This window comes from Zooshikella ganghwensis, assembly GCF_018263875.1.
In the GTDB taxonomy this organism is placed as follows: domain Bacteria; phylum Pseudomonadota; class Gammaproteobacteria; order Pseudomonadales; family Zooshikellaceae; genus Zooshikella; species Zooshikella ganghwensis.
Genome location: NZ_JAEVHG010000003.1, coordinates 335,767 through 356,265 on the forward strand (window position 1 = coordinate 335,767; position 20,499 = coordinate 356,265).

Genomic DNA, 20,499 nt, shown 5'->3' on the forward strand with positions numbered 1-20,499 from the left:
TTAATCTCCGTGTTCTAATGCAACTTTATTATCAGGATGATGTAAACCATTTGCTGTATTAACCTGTAATGCATCAGGTAAATGGACCGTTTGTGTTGGAAAGGCTACCTCTGCCTGGTGCTCAGCAATGATTTTTAGAATTTTTAGCAGAATATCCTGCTTAATCTTATGGTATTCGACCCAGTTTGTCGTTTTGGTAAACGTGTAAATAAAGAAATCCAGAGAGGATGGCCCAAACGCATTAAAATTAACAATCAAGGTTTGCCGGGTATCAATATCCGGGTGACTTTCCAGCATACTTTTCACCGACTCAATAATCAGCTGGACTTTATTGGCATCATCATAACGGACACCAATGGTTTCATAGATCCGTCGATTCAACATTCTTGAAGGGTTTTCAACCGAGATATTGGTAAATGTTGAGTTAGGTACATACAAAGGTCGTTTATCAAAAGTACGAATACAAGTTAACCGCCAACCAATATGCTCAACGGTACCCTCAATATTTTTATCTGGAGAGCGAACCCAGTCACCGACTTTGAAAGGCCGATCTAAATAAATCATCAACCCACCAAAAAAATTGGCTAATAAATCTTTTGCTGCAAAACCTACAGCAATACCACCAATCCCCCCAAAAGCCAGTACACCCGATATGCTGTACCCTAACGACTGAAGTACAACAAGTACTGCAGTAATAATAACAGCTGCCCTTAGCAGCTTACCAATAGCCGATACTGTCGTTGCATCCATCGGCTGGCGATGAGAAGGTGGCGAGATCAGTGTTTGCTCAATATTATGTATTAAGCGCACAAGAAACCACGTGATTAGTCCAATCACTATCACTTGACGTGCCGGCTCAATAATATCAAACACCACAGCATGCGACACTTTACGCGTAATTTCGGCTGCCCAGCTTAAACCTATCACCCAGATTAGGATTTCAAGAGGTTTCCGTGCTGCAGCGATTAACGCATCATCCCAGACATTGACGGTTTTTTCTAACTGTATTGCTAGCTTATTCAACACTCGTCGGGCAATAAAATTTGCCAGCAGTGTTAAAAACACCACCGTAAATACCTGATAAACCCAAATATCTTGGCTTTTAATAAAGTCAAAGTATTGCCAAAAGTTGGTTACCGCCTTATCAACGTCCTCAGTCATAACTCCACCGCATCAAGCGTGCTCGGGTCTCTACCCAGCGCGCATCTTTTTGTAACTGGTCAAAATCAACATAATTATTCGCACGCAGTGTACGGATTTGGTTTCCACAATCAAGCTGAGCAAAAGCTGTCTGCTGAAGCAGCTGTAAGACTTTGGCTCGTTGATTACACACCAATAACAAATCACAGCCTGCATCAAGTGCGGCTTGTGCTTGAGCAACTGCACTGCCATTTAGCCAACTTGCCCCTTGCATCGACAAGTCATCGCTCAAAATAACACCCTTAAAGCCAAGCTTTTCACGCAAAATGGTCGTTAACCAATAATGAGAGAAGCCTGTTGGCTCTGCGGCAACCTTTGGAAAAACGACATGAGAAGCCATTACCGCAGGAATACCTTGCCTGATAAATGTTTTAAACGTTAAGCCATCAGTAGACATAATGTCTTCAAAGGTGCGCTCATCAACAACCTGATGATGATGGCTATCTTCCGCTACCCCACCATGACCTGGAAAATGTTTGATACAAGCTGACATGCCTGCTGCAGTTAGCCCCTCAATAAAGGCACCGGCATACTCAACTACACATTGTGGGTCTTCAGCAAAAGCTCGATCACCCACTACGGTACTGATGCCTCGATCTAAATCCACGACAGGAGCTAACGTTAAGTCAATACCACAGGCTAATAACTCACTGGCTAACAACCACCCAACATCACGTAATAATGCTGGAACCTCAATATTTTCGTGTTGTGCCGCTTTAACTAAGCGCCCCATTGCAGGAATACGTGTAAACTCAGCCTTAAAGCGCTGCACACGACCACCTTCCTGATCAGTCATAATAAGCAAATCAGGACGCAAAGCCCTCACCTGCTGTATTAAATCCACAAGTTGTTGTCGATGCTGATAATTACGACTAAATAAAATCAGCCCACCGACCCTGTTGTCATGGAGTAATTGCACATCTTCTTCGGTCAACTGGGTGCCGGCAATGTCAATCACAAATGGTCCAGAACGCATACTGAATCCTTGATCAACTAACGCTTAATAAGCACAGGCGTCCCCACAGGGATCGCATTAAAAAGTTCGACTAAATCTTGGTTTCGCATCCGTATACAGCCATGGGAGTGAGGTTCCCCCATCGGCTCAGTATCCGGCGTGCCATGAATATAGATATAACGACGCATGGTATCCACATTCCCCAACCGATTGATGCCCACTTCACAGCCACATAGCCAAAGAATACGGGACAAAATCCAGTCACGATGAGGGTATTGTTTAGCCAACTGCGGCGTGTAGATTTCACCCGTAAAGCGACGCCCGACAAACACGGCATTTAAAGGGCATTCTCCACCAATTTTGGCTCTAATATAGTGTTTGCCCAATGGGGTTTGGCCACTGCCTTGATGTTGCCCTACCCCTTTTTCTGCTGTCGAGATGGAATAACATACAGGGGTATCATTACCAGTATTAAATAGCAGCAGTTGCTGTGTACTCACACAAACTTCAAGGCGTGGCATTACAGACATCATGTATCAAATGCTGTTTGTTCACTCGAAGGATGAGATGAGGTTAATGTTGGTACATCAGCACGCATACCACTGGCAAGAAAAGGCACCATTCTTTCAAGTATCACAGGAATATTCGGATGCTCACCATATTCAGCCTCAGCAATCGCACGTAACGCATCCAGTCCAGACATGGTGAATGCTACCGAGCCAAGCATAAAGTTAATACGCCAAAACAGCTCTTCTTTGGGTAACCCAGGTGCAGCGCGGACCACAAGTTCAATGTAACGCCTAAACGTATCACCATAGACTGACTCAAGATACTTACGCAAATGCCCTTGGGTTTGACTAAAAGCCAGTCCAAGCAAACGCATAAAGATAGATAAATCATTTTTACCGCGAGACTCTACGGATAAAATCTGCTGGAAAAGCAGTTTAAGTAACTCTTCTAAACTCAGCGTTTTTTCATGCCACTGCGCTTCAACATTATCAAGCGCTTGTGATAACTGCTTACTAAATGGGTCCAGAAAACGGGAAAAGACCGCCTGTATCAACACTTTTTTAGAGCCAAAATGATAATTAACCGCTGCCAGGTTAACTCCAGCTCTACTTGTGATGGTGCGTAATGATGTTTCTGCAAAACCTTTTTCAGCAAATAAGGCTTCTGCTGCATCAAGTATTCGCTCTACCGTGTCTGATTGCGCCATAATAAATTCGATTTAAATACCATCAATACCCTTCACGAATCGTGCTTTGGGTTCACTGTTTAACTCAGGGAAGTAATAACCTGGTTAACTACTCAACAACAGACATTAACCAACCAGTAATGGTTCCGAACACCTCATGCTCTTCGGCCTGTAGTGAGTCAAATCGTTCCCCCTGTATTTCACTTAACTGAGAAATACCTACAAACTATTACACTAATATGACCTACTGGCCTCATTAAGCACTCATCTAAAGGTGACTTGTTAGACAAAAAATAGTCAAAATTCAAACGATTTGAACATACGTATTAATCATGTATAAGTCAAGCAACAGGAAAGCAGGTTGGCAAGTCAGGCAGCATGCTACATACAACGTATTTTCGAATGACAGGCTGCTGCTCACTTAATAACCTTTAGACTCCATAGGTCTTACAACTGAACATTGTATTTGATCAGGTAAGTCAAGCTTTAAATATTGACAATATCCTCAATTGCGCTTAGGAAAAAACCAAAGGTTAAATCTGAAATAGCAAGCTAATTGAATACTATGGTTATCAAGGCCGTATTGTCACAGGAATCTATCTTTGGGAAGAATCGTAAAAGGGGTTTACGTTCAATGTTAATAAGCCTCAACGCATATTATTAGTCCGTTTTACATTGGTACTCTTAAAAAGTCCATTATACATAGTGGGTCAATAACTTAGTGGACTACCCTACAAACAGTACACTAAAGGTATACCCTAAATGCACCGATGAACTAAAAATTTTGCTATGGTTGAATTACAGGCGCTACAAGACCTGGGATGAGGTTAGATTTTGTAATTAGGTAATGCTTGCTGACTGTTGGCTGAAAAATGATTTCTCGACTAAAGTAGAAGAGTTCAAGGTTTGTATTACAAAAAATATTTATCAATAAATATCAAGACAAAATGAGTTATTTTAAAAAAAATACACTGATTATTTGGCTTATTATAAATTTTTTTATTTTATACTACGTACTTAGCTCCACGCCTGAATTAGAAATACATTACTTTGAGTCCCAGCTTTTAGTTGGGCTTGCGATGACCATAATATCATTTCCACTTGGCCCTCTTATTTCATACATCTTCTGGACTTTTTTACCAATTAATTATATTAATAATTATTACTTTGATACCTTACTGTTTTGGATTCCATATTTCATAGGAGGAACCATTCAATGGTTTTGGTTGCTTCCAAAGTTAGTTCATAAAAAAAGTAGTAAAAAAACAGATAAAGATTAGTAAATTAAACGTTGAAGAATATATCAATGTCCTTATTTTCCTATCATGTTGAGCTTCCGAAAAAATATCTTGTCGATCAATAATCAGCCGTTCACTAACTAGTGCACTATAGGTGTACCCTAAATGGACTATTCAATAAGTCAAATCTGAATGGCTATAAGGCTTTACGAAACTTATTGTATTCATAAAGCCTTTCTCACATTACAGTAAGTGCTAACACTTATTATTACAATCTTCCAGTCACTTTAAACCTGTGTAAGACCACCATCAACAATTAAGTCTATTCCCACAATATACGCAGCTTCGTCTGAGGCTAAAAATGCTACAGCATTCGCTACATCTTCAGGCTTTCCGATTCTGCCTAAAGGTATGGCTTGTCTCGCTCCCTCACGCACATTCTCTCCATCAACGCCCATTTTAGTGTGGATAGGCGTATCAATAAGACCTGGAGAAATGGCATTAATACGAATACCTTTACATGCCAAGTCTGCAGATAATGTCCTTGCTAAAGAGCGCGCAGCTGCTTTTGATGCCGAATATGCCTCTAATTGTTGAAACCCTTTAATACCAGAAATTGACGCATTTATGACTATCGACGCCCCTGATGCTAAGTAGGGTAATGCTTGCTGAATCGTAAAGAATACACCTTTTGTATTAACATTAAACATTCTATCAAAATGATCTTCTGTCACGACATCTAATTGAGTAAATTCACCCTGTCCGGCATTGGCAAAAATAATATCGAGTTTACCAAACTCTTTGTGCACATAGCGATAAAGTTTAGTAAGATCTTCCTGACTGGTTACACTCCCTTGAAAAGCAAAGCATCTATCACCTAACTGATTAACAGCTATTTCTAGTTCATCTTTATTACGGGCAAAGATTACAACGGTTGCCCCTTCTTGTAAAAACTTTGCAGCCGTTGCCAACCCAATCCCTGTACTTCCACCAGTCACTACAGCAACTTTGTTTTCAAGTCGTTTCATACAATGCTCCATTTATTCTTAAAAAAAACAAAATATCATCGCCATTTTTTATAGGATCGATAAAAAGAATTCACACTATCAAAACCCAGCAGAAATGCAATTTCTCCTTTTTTTAAGCCTTTTTGCTCCAAATAATACGAAGCCATTTCCTTTCTAACTTCTGTTAATAATGTATTGAAGTTAGTGTTATGCAGGCTTAACTTCCTTTGCAATGTTCTTGGACTCATTGAAAGCTCTGCAGCAACACGTTCCAAACTTGGCTTTTCACCTGTTATTATATTGACTAAAACCTTTTTCACTTGCAAAGTAATTGAGTGATGATGATGAGAAAGTGCTAATTTATTTTTTAACGGTATATCTAATATCTCAAGTAAGTCAGGATTCGCTGTTATAAACGACTTTTGATAAACATCTTTTCCCAATACCAGTATATTTGCTTTAGCATTTGGCTTAACATAACACCCAATTTTTTCAGCATACCCAGGAGCAATAGCATCTCTCGTCAATTCAACTCGATTTGGAATGACTTTTTGTTGTAAGCCTAAACTACCCAAACGAAGAATAAAGCTGATTTCTGTATCAACTAACATATCGGGTTCAGAGTCATGAACGCCAGTCCAACAATGGGAAATGAGCACCTCACTATCATTTTCAATAATGTGGATTTTCGCGGGATATAATAATTTCTTAAATCGAGCAAGTCTTGATAGTGCATCCTGATAGGTATTACTGGCTAGTGCAGCCAAAAAGACAGGGTCAAATGTTTCAGGCTTTATTTCTGCCCCTAACTCTAAACCAAGTAATGGATTAGTTGATATATTTTTCAGCGTACGCCAAAACAGGAAATACTCATCAACCGTAAGCTCAAAGCCTGTACTAGAACAGCTTATAAGCTCCGAACAATGTATTAGCCTTAAAAGTTCATTAAAATCAATGCCTTTCTGCTGTAATAAAATACTCAGCATAGTAGGCAGCCGACACTTTACTTTGCTTATCATGCTAAGAACAGACCTTTCACAACGTTATTCTTAGAGTAGACAAAGTACATCATGGACAACAACTCAACAATAAACAGATATTAATAATTGATAATATAACGATTCCAAACACGCTATTCACTAACAAATAATGACAAACTTCATTCCTATTACGTCATTTCGAAAGTCAACTTGAACAGCCATTACAAAAGAAATCAGCTATTGATCATCACTAATGTATGAGTGAAACCTATACCAAACTAAAAAGCCAAAGATATTAGTCACACAAGAGCGTTGATACGTAAAATCAAGCCATTGACATCATTCTACTCAGTACCAAGCTACCCAATCAGCTAAAAGTGTTCGTAAAAAAGTAAGTGCTCATGGCATTTCAGGTAATATTAAGATTTATCGAAGCTTTATTTTTTAATCAATCAATTTTAGTTTTTGTAAAGCATCTTTACCATGTAGTATTCTTGATAACTCATGTATTTCATAAATTTTATTATCTTTGAGGTAAGATATTTGAATAACCTCTATCATGGCCTTACTACCATCAAATAGTTCTAATGTCACTACATGCCTGTCTGAAATTGTGTTTCCAGTTTTTGCGGCTTTAGTAACAATAAAACTGATTTGTTTCACTTTTGGTTTTATATAGGTAATGTGTGCCTTGAAATCTTTAAATTTTAATATATCACCATCCGAATGATGAGTATAATCAGGGGAGAAATATATATCAATATAACTAGGGTCATCAAAAATATTAGTGTAAAACGTTTTTAAACAGTTTTTTAAATCATAATCGCATGGCAACACGCTATTGAGCACTGATTCCTTATTAGCATTAACCGTTTGTGAAAAAATACTAATCAATAGTAAGAACAATAATTTACTCATAATTCATATTTTGCTTTTTTGTCAATCGTTATTGTCTGATCATCAGCTATTACTTAGGACCTGTTAACACTATTTGAGCTAATGCCCAGCATACGTTTTAGGGTATTATCTTTGTCAAACATATGATGTTTTAGTGCACCTAAGATATGTAGGGCTAGTAAAGTCATCAAAAAATAACTGGCTATACTATGCACTGCTGCTGCAGTACTTGATAATATAGGATTGGTTGCAACAATTTCAGTTGGGTTAGTCGTGGAAAGGTTGGCACTGATTAACTCTATTTGAAAAAAAGAAACACCATAGCCTGATGCAATAGACATAGTGATACCAGAGAGAGGAATAACTAGCGTACAGATGAGTAGTAAACAATGCACGCCTTTTGCTAAGACATGTTCTATTTTGGTGTATTGGCCAGCAGGGGTAGGAAACTTATTAATTAAACGCCAAATTAAACGTGTTAAAGCAATAACTACCAAAAGTAGACCAAGTGATTTATGAATTGGGTACAATTCATATAACTGGTTTTCAGCCATGTAAATACCCATTCCAACAAGACCCATTATACCAATGCCTACTGACCAATGGAGAATAATCGTCACTGGTGATAGCTTTTCGTATTTATCTCGCATTTCAGACTACCTCTTACTACAAATTCTGAAATAGTGAAAAAAAAGTGCTTGGTTTCAAGTAATAAATATGACGTTTTAAAAATACCTTAGATATTGTAGCCAACACTTAACTTGGATCATCTTGCAAAAAACAGAAACGTCACAACGTCATACTTTGAGTAGACACAGTACATCATAGACAACAACTCAATGATAAACAGGTATTAATAACTGATAATATATCTATTTTAAACACGCTATTCACTAACAAATAATGACAAACATCATCCCAATGACGTCATTACTGAGGCTTCGTCATACAGCCTTTTTATAGGAAAGAACAGGACACCCAGAGCAACCGCATATAAAAAACGTTTGTGATGAGCAGAGATTGCATGCAATGCTAGAATTCATTTGTTCCTCTCGCAGCAGAAGACCATACTTGGTCTCTACTGCTCACGGCGCTCCTGGCACCTGCTTCACAAACAAATTCAAGTATTGCCAACCCTCATCGTGCTATACCCTAATCTCGCTTAAATAAATAACAGTAATAACTCACTATACCCAAAGCGAAGGGTATAATAAAACGTATATTTGACACTCGGCAGGCATTTACGAGGTTCTTTTAAAGTAGATGAAAATCGACGAGCATTGCTTTACACATACAACACATAAGGCTATTTGCGACACCAACAATCTCATATACCCTCAACTAACTGCATACATGGTATTACATAACTATTCATACTCATTCAACCCAAGTGTAAAGTTCATTGAAATATTTCATAATGTAATTTATAACTGGTTTAATGCCTAAAAACTACTACAATTTAGGTATGCTCTTCCGTAACGATCATGATTAAGTTTACTGCATAGCAAGGATGCAAGCAGCTATGAATATATTGAAAGACACTTTATCTAGTAAGACTTTTTGGGTTTATGCTATATTATGGTGTGCTCTAATGGCTTTATTGCATCAAGGCTTACACGCACTCTTTTAAAGAATACCACCATTATTTCTATAGCAACTTATTTCAAAGTTAGTGCAACTCAGCACTTTACTGATACAAGATAACTATTAAAAAACCACCAAAATGTCATACAAATACAATGCTTTATCAGTAATCACTTGCATAAAGGCGAATGGTTTCCAGTTGATGTGCAAATATAATGGTTACCACAGATCAACCACAAGCATCACTCTGGTCACAGCACTGGTAGCTTAACAGATGTCACTACCAACGCTGATCTACCTGTGCTTGCCATGGTAACGAAAGGCCATGAGTAGCATAAACAGCTTATAGGGTAAACTATAGGCAAACACTACCACTATAGATATCTACGCAAACTAGCCTACAAACAGTCCTGTTATTGTTCAGCTCTGGTCATATGTGCTATCCAACTGAACGAAACTATCAGAACTATACTGCCAACTTTGTTCCTTTTGTTCTAGATAGTTCTACTTTCTGTTTTGCTTTCCATACAGAATGTGCATATGCAGGCATCCATAAACTGACTAAACAAGCTCCAAATATAAGGATTTGTAAAAAGACGTTCAGCTCACTAATTGGTGTTCTAAACAGTGTGAGTGTATAAAGCAAAATTATATGGTAAGTAAATACATATAGTGAGTGTTGCCCTAAATATATTAAAGGTTTTTGCTTAAAAAAATTAGGAAACTTACAAGCAGCCCAAAATAAAATATATGCAAGCGTAATAGTGTTTAATAATCGTAGTGGACCAAATGAAGAGATACTTGTCCAATATTCTTGTAAAGGCATAACTAATTGAAGATTAGACGAGTGCCGATGGCAAAGCATGAAAGTAGTAAATAATAACGAAACCACCAATAAACTTCTTGATTTAGGAAGCTTTAATGTTCCGTTTACTAAGGAATAACCAAACCCCAGCCCTAAAACAAATATCAATTGCCAAGCAAGAATTTCAAAATATCCAAAATTCCACGGCAATTGAGGAAACCAGGAGTGCACCTGCGTCCATAATACATCCTGTGGTCTGAACTGAGCAATAAGCCAAAAAACAAAACAGCCACTAATAATAGCTTTTAATTTACCATGTAAAAATGCTTTCAATATAAATGGAGTGATTACTAAAAATAAGACATACACTGGTAAAATATCAAGTAAATTTGGTAGGGATGTAAAAAAAGCTCCCATAATTAAACTAACCATAGGACTTTCTACAAAGTCAGTCATATATGGGTTTTCTGCCCAGCTTGACGTGATACTTGGGAAACAGAAGATAATTAATGCTGCCAAAGTAAAACATAGTAGGTGCCAAAGGTATAACTCTCTGGCTCTATGTAACAGCTTAGAACGTGCATAACCGTAGGATTTGCTTACTATAAGATTAGTGAAGACAATACCAGAGACTAACCCCGATAGAAAGAAAAAGCCTTCTGCCGCGGTTACATATCCTGCAAAACCATATGTAACATTTGACCAACCTTCAAGGTAGGAAAAGGGAAGAAAGAAAAGATGGTCTACAGTCATTATTAAAAGCATCCATCCACGAAAACAATCTATTTGAAGAATCCGACTCATAAAAACTACCCTGTAAACACTTACTGAAATATATTGATAACAGGCTGTAAAACAAACTAATATTAACTGTATCTATTATTAAATACCATGCTAAAAAGTAAAATTTAGTACAAACCGAATGTTGCCTTCTCTGGAACCGTATACAGGTTAATTTTTGGCCAGCATACTCAACATTCAAATGGCTTAGGCAAGTTATCTATATATCAGTCTTATACGTTACTTCCCAGCAAAGCTACACAATTATATGTTTATTTATCTTTTTATCTGATAGAGACTTTGGCCCTTTACCATCAGAACGTTTACAGTTAAAACGTCGAATGCTTCTGTAAACCTATCTAGGGAGATTATGGTTAATCCTAACTTATTACATAAATATTTTCGCTTTAATTATTTAGTCTAATTAAGCACTCAAAAGAATCTTTTTATATTTTTATCAACTGCTTTATACTTCCTGTAAAAGCACGGAGTTTTGTCAACTTCGCGCATTTGTCGTTGTAGCTAAAACGAGTTTCTTGACCTTGGCAGCTAAACAACTGTATACAACCCCACCTGCCGTCGGTTCTCATATAAAGCATCTGAGGAAGAATTACAGATATCTCTGTTTGAGCGATCAAGTATGGAAATGAAATTAACAGAAAAAGAGAATGCTTTGTTAACAAAGGCTCAAAATGGGGGTTAGACATATTGATTGGCTGGGTTACATGTACTAATCAAGCACAAGGCCAATCAGCTAAGATATTGCTACCTTACTGGATAGCCGCTATGTTAAAGCCTACAATGAGAATATGCTTTCGTCAGAGTCTCGTAAATTACTGTTAGACTCAAACAAGGGATGTCATGTGAATCAAGATGAGTCGTTTCACGACAATACAATCCATTCGATTGAGTTTATTGATGAAGACTTTGAGACAAATTTAATACTCAATATCGACCACATAACTGAATGGGTTCAATTAAAGGAGTCCTGCAAATTTAAGGTGGCTCCTGCCCAGTTAACTTTCCGCAAGGTTAGTGACCTAAATATCCAAATTAGTAAGCCTGGGTTTACTATAGGAACTTACATGGAAACAATTCTGGATATCGTCAAAGACAGCCTGCCAGGCAATCGATATGAGTACACAATAAAGCTACTCAACGGAAACTTTATTAAATTCAATGCTTGTAGCTATGACCTGACTTTAAATGGCAAACCTAGACTGAAAACTGAGCAGCAACTTACTTGTTCAGAGCGAGAAACCATCTAGTCAGCTAATAACTGCTTCCTAGCCAACTTGCTGGATATGAATAACCAGGCCTAGAATGTGGCTAGGTTTGGTGTTAAAGGGGTATTTTTGAAAAATGCAATTAGATCAAACTTACAAGAATGTTGTCGTCAACGATCTACACGTAAAACGCGTTGGCAATGAATTTAATGCCACTTTATCGTTCCACAGCAGGAACACACAAAATACTGTTGAACTACTAGGAATTCAGGACATAGAAAGTCTTGGTGAAATACTTTGTGCACACACACTTTGGCTGGAAAAACCTGCTAGCGGAACATATATCATAAGCGCCCTACATAATTATCTAACGCAGATCGCGTTTGACTCACTGTCTCAGAAAAAATCTTAACTGCTAATCAAACATATTATTGAGTACTGCCTCTACCAAAATAGTCGATAATACTGTATATCGACTATTTGTAAAATGAACACAGCATAGTAGACCAACTTAGTGATCAGTAAGGTGATAGTTGATGTATATTTTTTAAGTTATATACTGTAATCTGCGTTTACAGAGTAGGCACAGTTTATTCGTAGTTAAGGGATGTATGAAAATTACTCTTCAGCACGCTAAAAAATATGAATTCATAAAGAATTTGTTTCAATACTACATATACGACATGTCAGAGTATACGGGCTGGCCTCCATATGAAAATGGAACATTCAACGTTGATGATTCGATTAGTGGCTTGAGTGACTATTGGAAAAAACCCGAGCATTACCCATATTTAATTATGGTGGATAAGGAGGTTGCTGGTTTCTCACTTGTTAGGAAGTACCCTATGAGTGACAGCTTTTACGATATGGGGCAATTTTTTATTTTACGCAAATTCAAGCATAAAGGTATTGGCAAAAAAGCATTTCAGCTATCTGTTTCAAGGCACCCTGGAGCTTGGATAACCAGAGTCCTTCCAGATAATGAGGGAGCAAAAATTTTTTGGCTAAAAGCAGTAAAATCAGTGGCAACGGGAAATATAAGTATTTCTACTGAGTTATACAAAAGCATACAAATGGAATTTATACGCTTTCATGTATCAACTCTTTAACTGGCTAAAAGCTGTTAGCTATACTGGAAACTGCTTTCTTAACAACCTTGTGCTTCAAGGCAATCGCATATAATTTTCCTTTAAAGCACCTGTTCCCAAAGCCTAAATAATACCCTTCGAACACGCCGTAAATCCTTCCCTGGAGGCTTGGTTGCCGCTTCCTTGCGGCAAACAGTTCAACGGCTATTATCCAGCCTTTGTAGAGCCCTTAAAATATCGTGAGCTATTACTGTTACTGATTTAAGCGAGATTAGGGTATAGCACAAAGAGAGTTGGCAATACTTGAATTTATTTGTGAAGCAGCTGCCAAGAGCACAGTGAGCAGTAGAGACCAAGGATGGTCTTCTGCAGCGGGAGGAATAAATGAATTCAAGCATTGCATGAGTACAGATCATCACAAACGCTTTTTATATGCGATTGCCCTGCCTTGTGCTTGGAAAAGTTTATCCTTACACATGCTAGCCAAGGTATACAGATAAACTCTCTCGTTGAAAATCACTCTTAACCCCCCTGTTAGTTGTTGAGACCAAAAGCAGATGCACAAGATAGATAAACCAAGCAAAGACCACCAACAACATTTACCACCATGCTAGATTTTGAAAAGCTAAACCTCTCTTGCGCCACTATAAATAGAAAACTACAGATTATTGTCCATACAGCCATTGTTAAAATATGTAATGAAGAAAGGTATAAGTAGTTGGTGACATCAATGCCAGCAAAGATAGGGACGATCGTAAGATAAAACAGTAATGCTTTAACATTGAAAATGTTCAATAAGAATGCTTCTTTCACGCCTACTTCTTTCAAGGACTCAAAAGTGCCAACATGAGCTTTTAACCCGGAGACCAAAAGCCTAATGCCAAGATAAAATAGAAATGCAATACCAGCTATCTTTAAGACACTTAATAAAGCCATATTTTCAACAAGCAAACTTGATATACCTAATCCAACGAGAGCTCCATGAACGATAATACCTAGTCCAGTTCCTGCTATGACTTTAAAGGCTCCTCGAAGCCCTGTTACCGACACATTAGATATAGCAAGAGTAAAACTAGCCCCCGGAGAAAGAGCAACTGGAATCATTGCTAATATAAACCCTTTTAAATCAATCAATAGCGGCCCCTTCAATATTCGAGATGAGCGAAAAAACTAACACCCTGCTCACAAGTGCGGCAAGTTGGTTGTATTCTGCACAAAAGCTCGTGTAGCGAATGTGTCCTGTACAGCTACAGATCACGTATGATTCAATACCACAGAAAAAGTCATAACAGCTAATCAGGCATGTTATTGAATACTGCCTCCACCAAAATAGCAGATATCCCCACGTATCAGCCTTTTACGCACTAATAGACTTACAACATCCATCGGCTTGTTTTAGTCATCCAAAGAGCAATCTACCGAGTATAAGCACACAAATATAGAATTGATCTATCAACACCAATTACGTGATTCAATAAATTATTGGAGTACTTTTGATAACCCTACCCTCTTAAAATGTATACTTTTTGAGAAACAACTAGTCCGTTTTACATTGGTACCCTTAAAAAGTCCATTATACTTAGAGTGTGATTTTCGGATAGTAAAACTTGCTTCAGATTACAGCTTAATTCAAGCTGTTTGTATTTACACTGTAGTGGTCAATAAAACACTGCAAAGATACGGATTACTAAAACATGACTATAAAAAAAATATTAGATCAAGTAAAAGATACTCCTGAATATAGTGGATTCGATGACGTTGAAGTAAATACTCCAAGTCTAATTGGAGATACTCCTATTTTTTCTGTGATTATTTCAGGCTCATTGAATGATGTACAAATACTTATAGAAGCTGGAGCTGATATAAACTACCAAGGAGATGAATTATATACGCCGCTCATGCAAGCTATAGAGTTCGAAAAGTTTGATATCGCTAAGTATCTAATAGAGTGTGGTTGTAATACTTCATTAAAAAATGCTATTGGGATGACTGCGTTAGATATTGCTCTTGATTCAGAGATACCAAAAGCATTAGAAATCTGCAAAATATTAAAAAATAATAGGACAGCATAGAGCTGATTTTAACTAAAAACCAGTCATAACTATAGAATTAGTCCTTCATTTATAAATTAGTCAACCCTGGCAACGTAAATTTTTCAAAAGAATTTTACTTACAAAACAGCTATTTTCTTCAAATCATATGCAATATGCGCAACTTGATGATTGAAAAATATTGTGCCAAATTAAACAATAATAAATGGATTTTCATCCCTTCCGATCATGCTTAAATAAACAAATAATGATATGCCAATGTAGGATCAGGTAAGAAAAAGGCTGGGTAATGTACTTCGAACTGTTTGCCGCAAGGATGCGGCAACCAAGCCTCCAAGGATGGATTTACGGCGTGTTCGACGTACATTTTACAGACTTTGAACAAAGGTAATTTAAAGACACTTTATATGAGATTGCTCTGCTTATAAGATATATGTATCTACACACATGACTAATAACACTATTGTTATATACCTTTCGCGAATCAATTTTATGTGCGCTATCCATAGCACTCACCCTAACGGGCCAGCGAAACTGTTCTAATGTGTTCCCGACACATTAGTAGGGTTTGTTGCCTTCGCTCTTCACCCCAGTCACATATTAATATAACCGCCCAGCAACGCTGTGATATCAATTAAAGTGGCTACCGCAAGTTTCACAGCAGTAAACTTGCCCAGGGGCTTCATCGCTTGACGGCCGCCCCTAAAAATCCTTCGCCGTGGGTATAACTACTAAACAGACATTAATGGCTTAAATAAATGTGCTCGACAAGCCGATGGTTCTTTCAATTTAATCATCTTTGACTGGATGATAGTGAAGTAAGTCACCTGGAGTACAGTCTAAAATCTCACATAGCCGTTCTAAAGTAGAAAATTTAATACCTTTAGCCCTGTCATTAACTAAAACAGAAAAATTCTGTGGTGTAATACCAATTTTTTCAGCAACATCTTTTGACTTTAACTTTTTCTTGGCTAGTAAAACGTTTATTTGACACTCGATAGGCATATACGAAGTCCTTTTAAATATAGTCATCCAGTTCAGACTTTATTTCTCTGCCAAGATTTAAGATATACGCTATCGGCAGTATAGTGATTCCAGCCACGATATGCTCTTTATTTGACTGTGGCATTAAAATTAAACTTAAATTCAAAGTGAATGAGCCTGACTTTTGCTCAGGGGAAAAGAACAAGTCTATTATAAGATCTGCTATATAGGAGTAAACTGGATACAGTATAAAAACGACTCCAATAGCAAAAAACAGCCTTAGATTTTTCTTTGAAAATATATCCCCCACATAGAATTGATAAAAAATGCTTACCATGAATCCTACGATAATAGCTTGATAAATAAACTCCACAATAATAAAGCTTATTACATGCTCATGCATACCGTCTACAGTTTCACTGTTTAAGACATAGCTGTCCCCACTTATTATTAAAAAAAGATTATACAATACAAAGCATATCAAACATAAAATTGCCAACAAGCTTGTTACACGTATTTTTGTTAAAGGACTCATCATCAACTCTCAGCATAAATTAATCATTAAGAATAAATTACCAAATTGATACACAACATAGTGCCAAAGCACACTATATACTGTTAACGTACCATTATTTTTCCTTCTTCTATTCGTTTAACTTTCCCATTATAAAAAGTGATATAGTTAAAAGGCAGACCTGGTTTACCATATGTCCAACGCAAAACAACTGTTTCACGAATTATTTTTGTGTTCTTATCCTCTTTTGTTTCTTCTATGATGGTGCCAAGATCATCTATGCTCATAGGTTCACCACAAATATTCTTAACTTCTGCTGTTGTTAAGCCCTTTTTGACCATATAGGGACCACAGTACACTTTAGCCAAACCCACTCTCAAAAACGACATGCCTATAATCAGTAATAGAATCTGAATGAAAATATATTTACTTGGAATACGCATATGACTTCCCACGATCTATGATTACTAAACAACAATAACATATTATCGTTTTTCGATAATAAATATCAACCCATCAACATGTAATAAATTGTCGCCTAACCTAGGGCCTGTTAACACTATTTGAATCACCACTGCCGTAGACTATTTTTCCACCTGGCAAAGCACAAGGAATGCCGTGTAGTCATTCTACATAAGTGACTTGTAACGCTGCTAGGTGGAAAAATAATCACGGCCCGAAGGGTTATGATGGTAAAAGCACTACTCGTTGTTGCTCATTGTTCATTTAGAACCACTAAACTTCACGCTTCGCGCCTAGATTAGTGCTTTTACTCCCATAACAGTGATATTAAAATAGTGTTAACAGGCCCTAACATCAGTACCATCGGAGAGCTTAAAAGCACTATTGGCTAATGGTAGTGTAAGGCGTAACATGTCGTACTCAAGCAGCATTTATATAGAGCTAAGCTTTTCGCCATTTTGCCTTCCGTTCTCCCCTTAATTGGTTATCATAAGCAACCTCCAATACATATGAACTCATCGGTGACAAAGTGTTAAACGAAAAATGGTTAGATATTGACGGTGATAAACTTTATAGTTTGTTCTCATCCTTTGTTGATACACGAGATACTTTAGTTTTTATCCATGGACTGGGTGAATCCCACTTGTGTTTTGCAGATGCGATTGACTGGTTGCCACAATACAATTTAATAATGTATGGTTACTCTCCTGCTTCTCACTTTTCCCATAGTACAGAGTCACAAGCTAAGCGTATTCTAAAGGCCTTAAGCTACTTTAGTATCGATAAGTGCTATTTACTGGGTCATTCTTGGGGTGGTGATGTCTGCACACTTGCATGTCAGCTTGATGAAAATAAAATCATACAAGGGTTTATCAATGCAGAAGGAGGGCTGCACGAAGAAAACATTCTGTTATCGAAAATCATTTCTGAACATTACTCTACATTGAATAAAAACGAATTCAGCGCTTGGGTTAAAGGAAGCGGTTTTGCTAATCAATTTCCCCTTGCTTGGCACCACAGCGCAGGAATAAAGTACCTATCTTCTGTTCGACGATGTGAGCCGATGGTATTGGGAGAAACTGCTAGTGAAATTTATGCTCAGCATAATACACTGGATTGTCGTGGTGTAGTGGGTTGGGGGCAAATTTATGAAACACTTTCAATTCCCAAAAGTTATTTTTGGGGTACTAAAAGTCTAGCAGGTTGTGAACGCGCTATTGAATTCATTAAAACACTCGATAATGTCGAGTTTAAAAATGCTAATCACTGGATACAAAATGAACCTATGGCTTTTTACTCTGCTATTAAAAACTTCATCTCAGAGATAAAACAATAGCAGAGTAAATACTGACATGAAAGCTGGATAACATTCTGTGCAAGTTATAACTGAAATCGAATTACTTGCAATTTTTTGTTTTCCAGCACTGGCAACCATTTAGCGATATTTTCATAAAAAAATTAATACTGCATATTGCAATCAAAATAAAATTCTTCGCACTCAGAGAAATCTGTATTATATTTACTCACAATCGTACCAAATTGTAACGCCGCACACAGCCTGATCAAATCTCACCCAAGAGCTGTATAACCCTATATGCATGGCTCTCTCACATTCATCTACAAAGCTATCCACAGCCTTGGTGGATAACTTATTGCTATGCCTAGGGCCTGTTAAGGTAAAGTAGAGGTTATCTGAAACTGTTTACCACAAAAATAATCGTTTTGTTTAAGGGAATACATGAGTGCTAACTGTATGTTAAAAAGTATTCTCTATACGAATGCCCTCCCCTTCTTCTAGAGACATTTAACAAATAAAGTCAATTTTTCTTGGTATAGTCAAAAAACTTCCATTAACTCTCGTTATTATTCTAGATTAGAAAACCAGTCCCAGAATACTGGGTATTCACTATTTTAATTAATAAACGCTTACAGGTAACATTTAATAACCCATTTTACCGTTCTTAAGTGTGTTATACCCAAAACGAAGGGTTTTTAGGGGTGGCCGTCAAGCGATGAAGCCCTGGGCAAGTTTACTTCTGTGAAACTTGCGGTAGCCACTTTGATTGATATAACAGCGCTGCTGGCCCGTTAGGGTGAGCGCTAAAAAATGATTCGTGAAGGGTATATTTCGTAGATATTTAAAAAGCACCTCTATGTTAACGCTTCACTGCAGGGATAAAAAAATAACAAGGAAAACAACATGCTTTCATTTAACAAGCTTCCAATTAAGCACCTTTCTAATACTTTTGCTTTAAAACGGTTACTCACAGTTATCCTATCGACTAGCTTGCTCTTCACAGGGATATTTAGTAACACATCTCTAGCCAATGAAACTAACTGGCAAGACCCTCGTCGGGTACTTTTTGTAGGCAATAACTGGGAAGGAATGATTGATGTTATAGATGCTGAAACATATGTCAAAGTTGGCCGTATTAACGGTGTGCCAGACAAGCAACAACGAATGACAGAAATCATCTTTAATCCAATAAAACTAATTGCTTTCCAAGCAATACGTCACATGATAGGTGAAGGTCATGACCAACTTGTGGATGATATGTACAGTACAAAGGATGGACGATTATTAATTGTATCCCGCCCCAGCTTTGCTGATGTGGTTGCGATCAACATTGCCACCAATGAAATAGCATGGCGCTTCCCAGTAAAAGGTATCCGTGCTGACCATATGGCACTGTCTCCCGATGGCACCCAAGTAGCTGTATCAGCCTCAACAGGTAAAGTTGTTCATATTCTGGATGTAGAAACAGGAAAAGAGCTGGGCCAGTTCCCAAGTGGTGACTCCCCCCATGAAAATGTTTACGCAAAAGATGGCAGTAAAATTTATCATGCCAGTATTGGTATGGTGTTTACTCCTTTAGACGAGCATTTCCTGGACTTTACTAAAGGTATACGCCGATTTCAGGTTGTTGATACCAAAACGCTGACGATCATAAAACAATTCAACATGGCTGATAAATTAAAAGAAGCAGGACTGCATAGCCTGAGTCCAGCAGTTCGACCAATGACTCACACTCCAGATGAGCGTTATTTTTATTTTCAATTATCATTCCTCCATGGTTTTGTTGAATATGATATGCAAGAGGATAAAATCACAAGACTGGCACTATTACCCAACCTTGTGCCTGATATGCCAATTACTGAATACGTAAATGACTCTGCCCACCATGGTATTGCCATGAATAAAGCAGGAGACACTTTATGTGTTGCAGGTACTATGGATGATTATGTTGCCCTAGTTGACCGTAAAACATTTGAATATCACATTCTTACAGAGCTTGGAGAAAAGCCTTACTGGGTCACCAGTGACCAGGCTGGTGAGCATTGTTATATTTCCTGGAGTGCTACCGATCAAATGTCCGTCATCAACTATAAAACAAAAAAAGAAGTTGTTCGTGTTGATGTGGGTGATCACCCTCAACGAATCCGAGAGGGATATGTGCCTGCTATGTGGGCAGGTTATTAACCTTATATGAGGCCCATTTTTTTAAAGGGCGCCTCAAAAATTAAAGCTTGAA

Annotated in this window: 19 protein-coding genes; 6 read left to right on the forward strand and 13 right to left on the reverse strand. The window is 37.6% G+C overall.

Annotated features, from left to right (window positions below):
* The 9 genes from KHS79_RS07505 to opgC all read right to left on the reverse strand — a co-directional run bounded on the left by KHS79_RS07505 (position 1) and on the right by opgC (position 10,665).
* Positions 1–1,161, reverse strand: coding sequence for a mechanosensitive ion channel family protein (locus tag KHS79_RS07505; protein WP_212717980.1), 1,161 nt, complete (start codon positions 1,159–1,161; stop codon positions 1–3).
* Complete coding sequence (nagZ, locus tag KHS79_RS07510) at positions 1,154–2,176, reverse strand: beta-N-acetylhexosaminidase (protein WP_094787531.1); 1,023 nt, start codon at positions 2,174–2,176, stop codon at positions 1,154–1,156. The genes KHS79_RS07505 and nagZ overlap by 8 nt, the downstream gene beginning before the upstream one ends.
* Positions 2,177–2,193: 17 nt before the next feature.
* Positions 2,194–2,676: a L,D-transpeptidase gene (locus tag KHS79_RS07515; protein ID WP_212717982.1), complete on the reverse strand. Its 483-nt coding sequence runs from the start codon at positions 2,674–2,676 to the stop codon at positions 2,194–2,196.
* A gap of 8 nt (positions 2,677–2,684) precedes the next feature.
* On the reverse strand, positions 2,685–3,371 hold the full coding sequence (locus KHS79_RS07520) for a TetR/AcrR family transcriptional regulator (RefSeq protein ID WP_094787532.1): 687 nt from the start codon (positions 3,369–3,371) through the stop codon (positions 2,685–2,687).
* A 1,504-nt stretch (positions 3,372–4,875) separates the two neighbouring features.
* Complete coding sequence (locus tag KHS79_RS07525) at positions 4,876–5,616, reverse strand: glucose 1-dehydrogenase (protein ID WP_212717984.1); 741 nt, start codon at positions 5,614–5,616, stop codon at positions 4,876–4,878.
* Positions 5,617–5,651: 35 nt separating this feature from the next.
* Positions 5,652–6,614 (reverse strand): AraC family transcriptional regulator, encoded by a 963-nt coding sequence (locus tag KHS79_RS07530; RefSeq protein ID WP_212717988.1) that lies wholly within the window; start codon positions 6,612–6,614, stop codon positions 5,652–5,654.
* Between the two features lie 405 nt (positions 6,615–7,019).
* Entirely contained in the window at positions 7,020–7,493 is a 474-nt protein-coding gene (locus KHS79_RS07535) for a hypothetical protein (RefSeq protein ID WP_212717990.1), read from the reverse strand.
* 53 nt (positions 7,494–7,546) lie between these two features.
* Entirely contained in the window at positions 7,547–8,122 is a 576-nt protein-coding gene (locus tag KHS79_RS07540; protein WP_212717992.1) for a cytochrome b, read from the reverse strand.
* 1,400 nt (positions 8,123–9,522) lie between these two features.
* Positions 9,523–10,665, reverse strand: coding sequence for an OpgC domain-containing protein (opgC, locus tag KHS79_RS07545; RefSeq protein WP_212717994.1), 1,143 nt, complete (start codon positions 10,663–10,665; stop codon positions 9,523–9,525).
* Between the two features lie 437 nt (positions 10,666–11,102).
* Between opgC and KHS79_RS26340 the strand changes: the two genes are divergently transcribed.
* The 3 genes from KHS79_RS26340 to KHS79_RS07560 all read left to right on the forward strand — a co-directional run bounded on the left by KHS79_RS26340 (position 11,103) and on the right by KHS79_RS07560 (position 12,976).
* A complete protein-coding gene (locus tag KHS79_RS26340) occupies positions 11,103–11,291 on the forward strand; it encodes a LysR family transcriptional regulator (RefSeq protein ID WP_407704223.1) in 189 nt (62 codons plus the stop codon).
* Between the two features lie 213 nt (positions 11,292–11,504).
* The gene (locus KHS79_RS07555) at positions 11,505–11,909 is read left to right on the forward strand and encodes a hypothetical protein (RefSeq protein ID WP_212717997.1); all 405 of its coding nucleotides are present in this window, start codon (positions 11,505–11,507) and stop codon (positions 11,907–11,909) included.
* A gap of 569 nt (positions 11,910–12,478) precedes the next feature.
* Positions 12,479–12,976 carry a GNAT family N-acetyltransferase gene (locus KHS79_RS07560; RefSeq protein WP_212717999.1) on the forward strand — a complete coding sequence of 166 codons (498 nt, stop codon included), beginning with the start codon at positions 12,479–12,481 and terminating at the stop codon, positions 12,974–12,976.
* A gap of 513 nt (positions 12,977–13,489) precedes the next feature.
* Here KHS79_RS07560 and KHS79_RS07565 read toward each other — a convergent pair.
* A complete protein-coding gene (locus KHS79_RS07565; protein WP_212718010.1) occupies positions 13,490–14,089 on the reverse strand; it encodes a LysE family translocator in 600 nt (199 codons plus the stop codon).
* A gap of 560 nt (positions 14,090–14,649) precedes the next feature.
* Here KHS79_RS07565 and KHS79_RS07570 point away from each other — a divergent pair.
* Positions 14,650–15,027 carry an ankyrin repeat domain-containing protein gene (locus KHS79_RS07570; protein ID WP_212718012.1) on the forward strand — a complete coding sequence of 126 codons (378 nt, stop codon included), beginning with the start codon at positions 14,650–14,652 and terminating at the stop codon, positions 15,025–15,027.
* A gap of 768 nt (positions 15,028–15,795) precedes the next feature.
* Here KHS79_RS07570 and KHS79_RS07575 read toward each other — a convergent pair.
* The 3 genes from KHS79_RS07575 to KHS79_RS07585 all read right to left on the reverse strand — a co-directional run bounded on the left by KHS79_RS07575 (position 15,796) and on the right by KHS79_RS07585 (position 16,947).
* Positions 15,796–16,011, reverse strand: coding sequence for a helix-turn-helix domain-containing protein (locus KHS79_RS07575; RefSeq protein WP_027709186.1), 216 nt, complete (start codon positions 16,009–16,011; stop codon positions 15,796–15,798).
* A gap of 13 nt (positions 16,012–16,024) precedes the next feature.
* The gene (locus KHS79_RS07580) at positions 16,025–16,528 is read right to left on the reverse strand and encodes a hypothetical protein (RefSeq protein WP_212718014.1); all 504 of its coding nucleotides are present in this window, start codon (positions 16,526–16,528) and stop codon (positions 16,025–16,027) included.
* A gap of 80 nt (positions 16,529–16,608) precedes the next feature.
* Positions 16,609–16,947 carry a DUF2845 domain-containing protein gene (locus KHS79_RS07585; protein WP_212718016.1) on the reverse strand — a complete coding sequence of 113 codons (339 nt, stop codon included), beginning with the start codon at positions 16,945–16,947 and terminating at the stop codon, positions 16,609–16,611.
* Positions 16,948–17,495: 548 nt separating this feature from the next.
* Here KHS79_RS07585 and KHS79_RS07590 point away from each other — a divergent pair.
* Entirely contained in the window at positions 17,496–18,302 is an 807-nt protein-coding gene (locus KHS79_RS07590) for an alpha/beta fold hydrolase (RefSeq protein ID WP_212718018.1), read from the forward strand.
* An 864-nt stretch (positions 18,303–19,166) separates the two neighbouring features.
* Positions 19,167–20,447: a YncE family protein gene (locus tag KHS79_RS07595; protein WP_212718020.1), complete on the forward strand. Its 1,281-nt coding sequence runs from the start codon at positions 19,167–19,169 to the stop codon at positions 20,445–20,447.
* Positions 20,448–20,499: the final 52 nt, after the last annotated feature.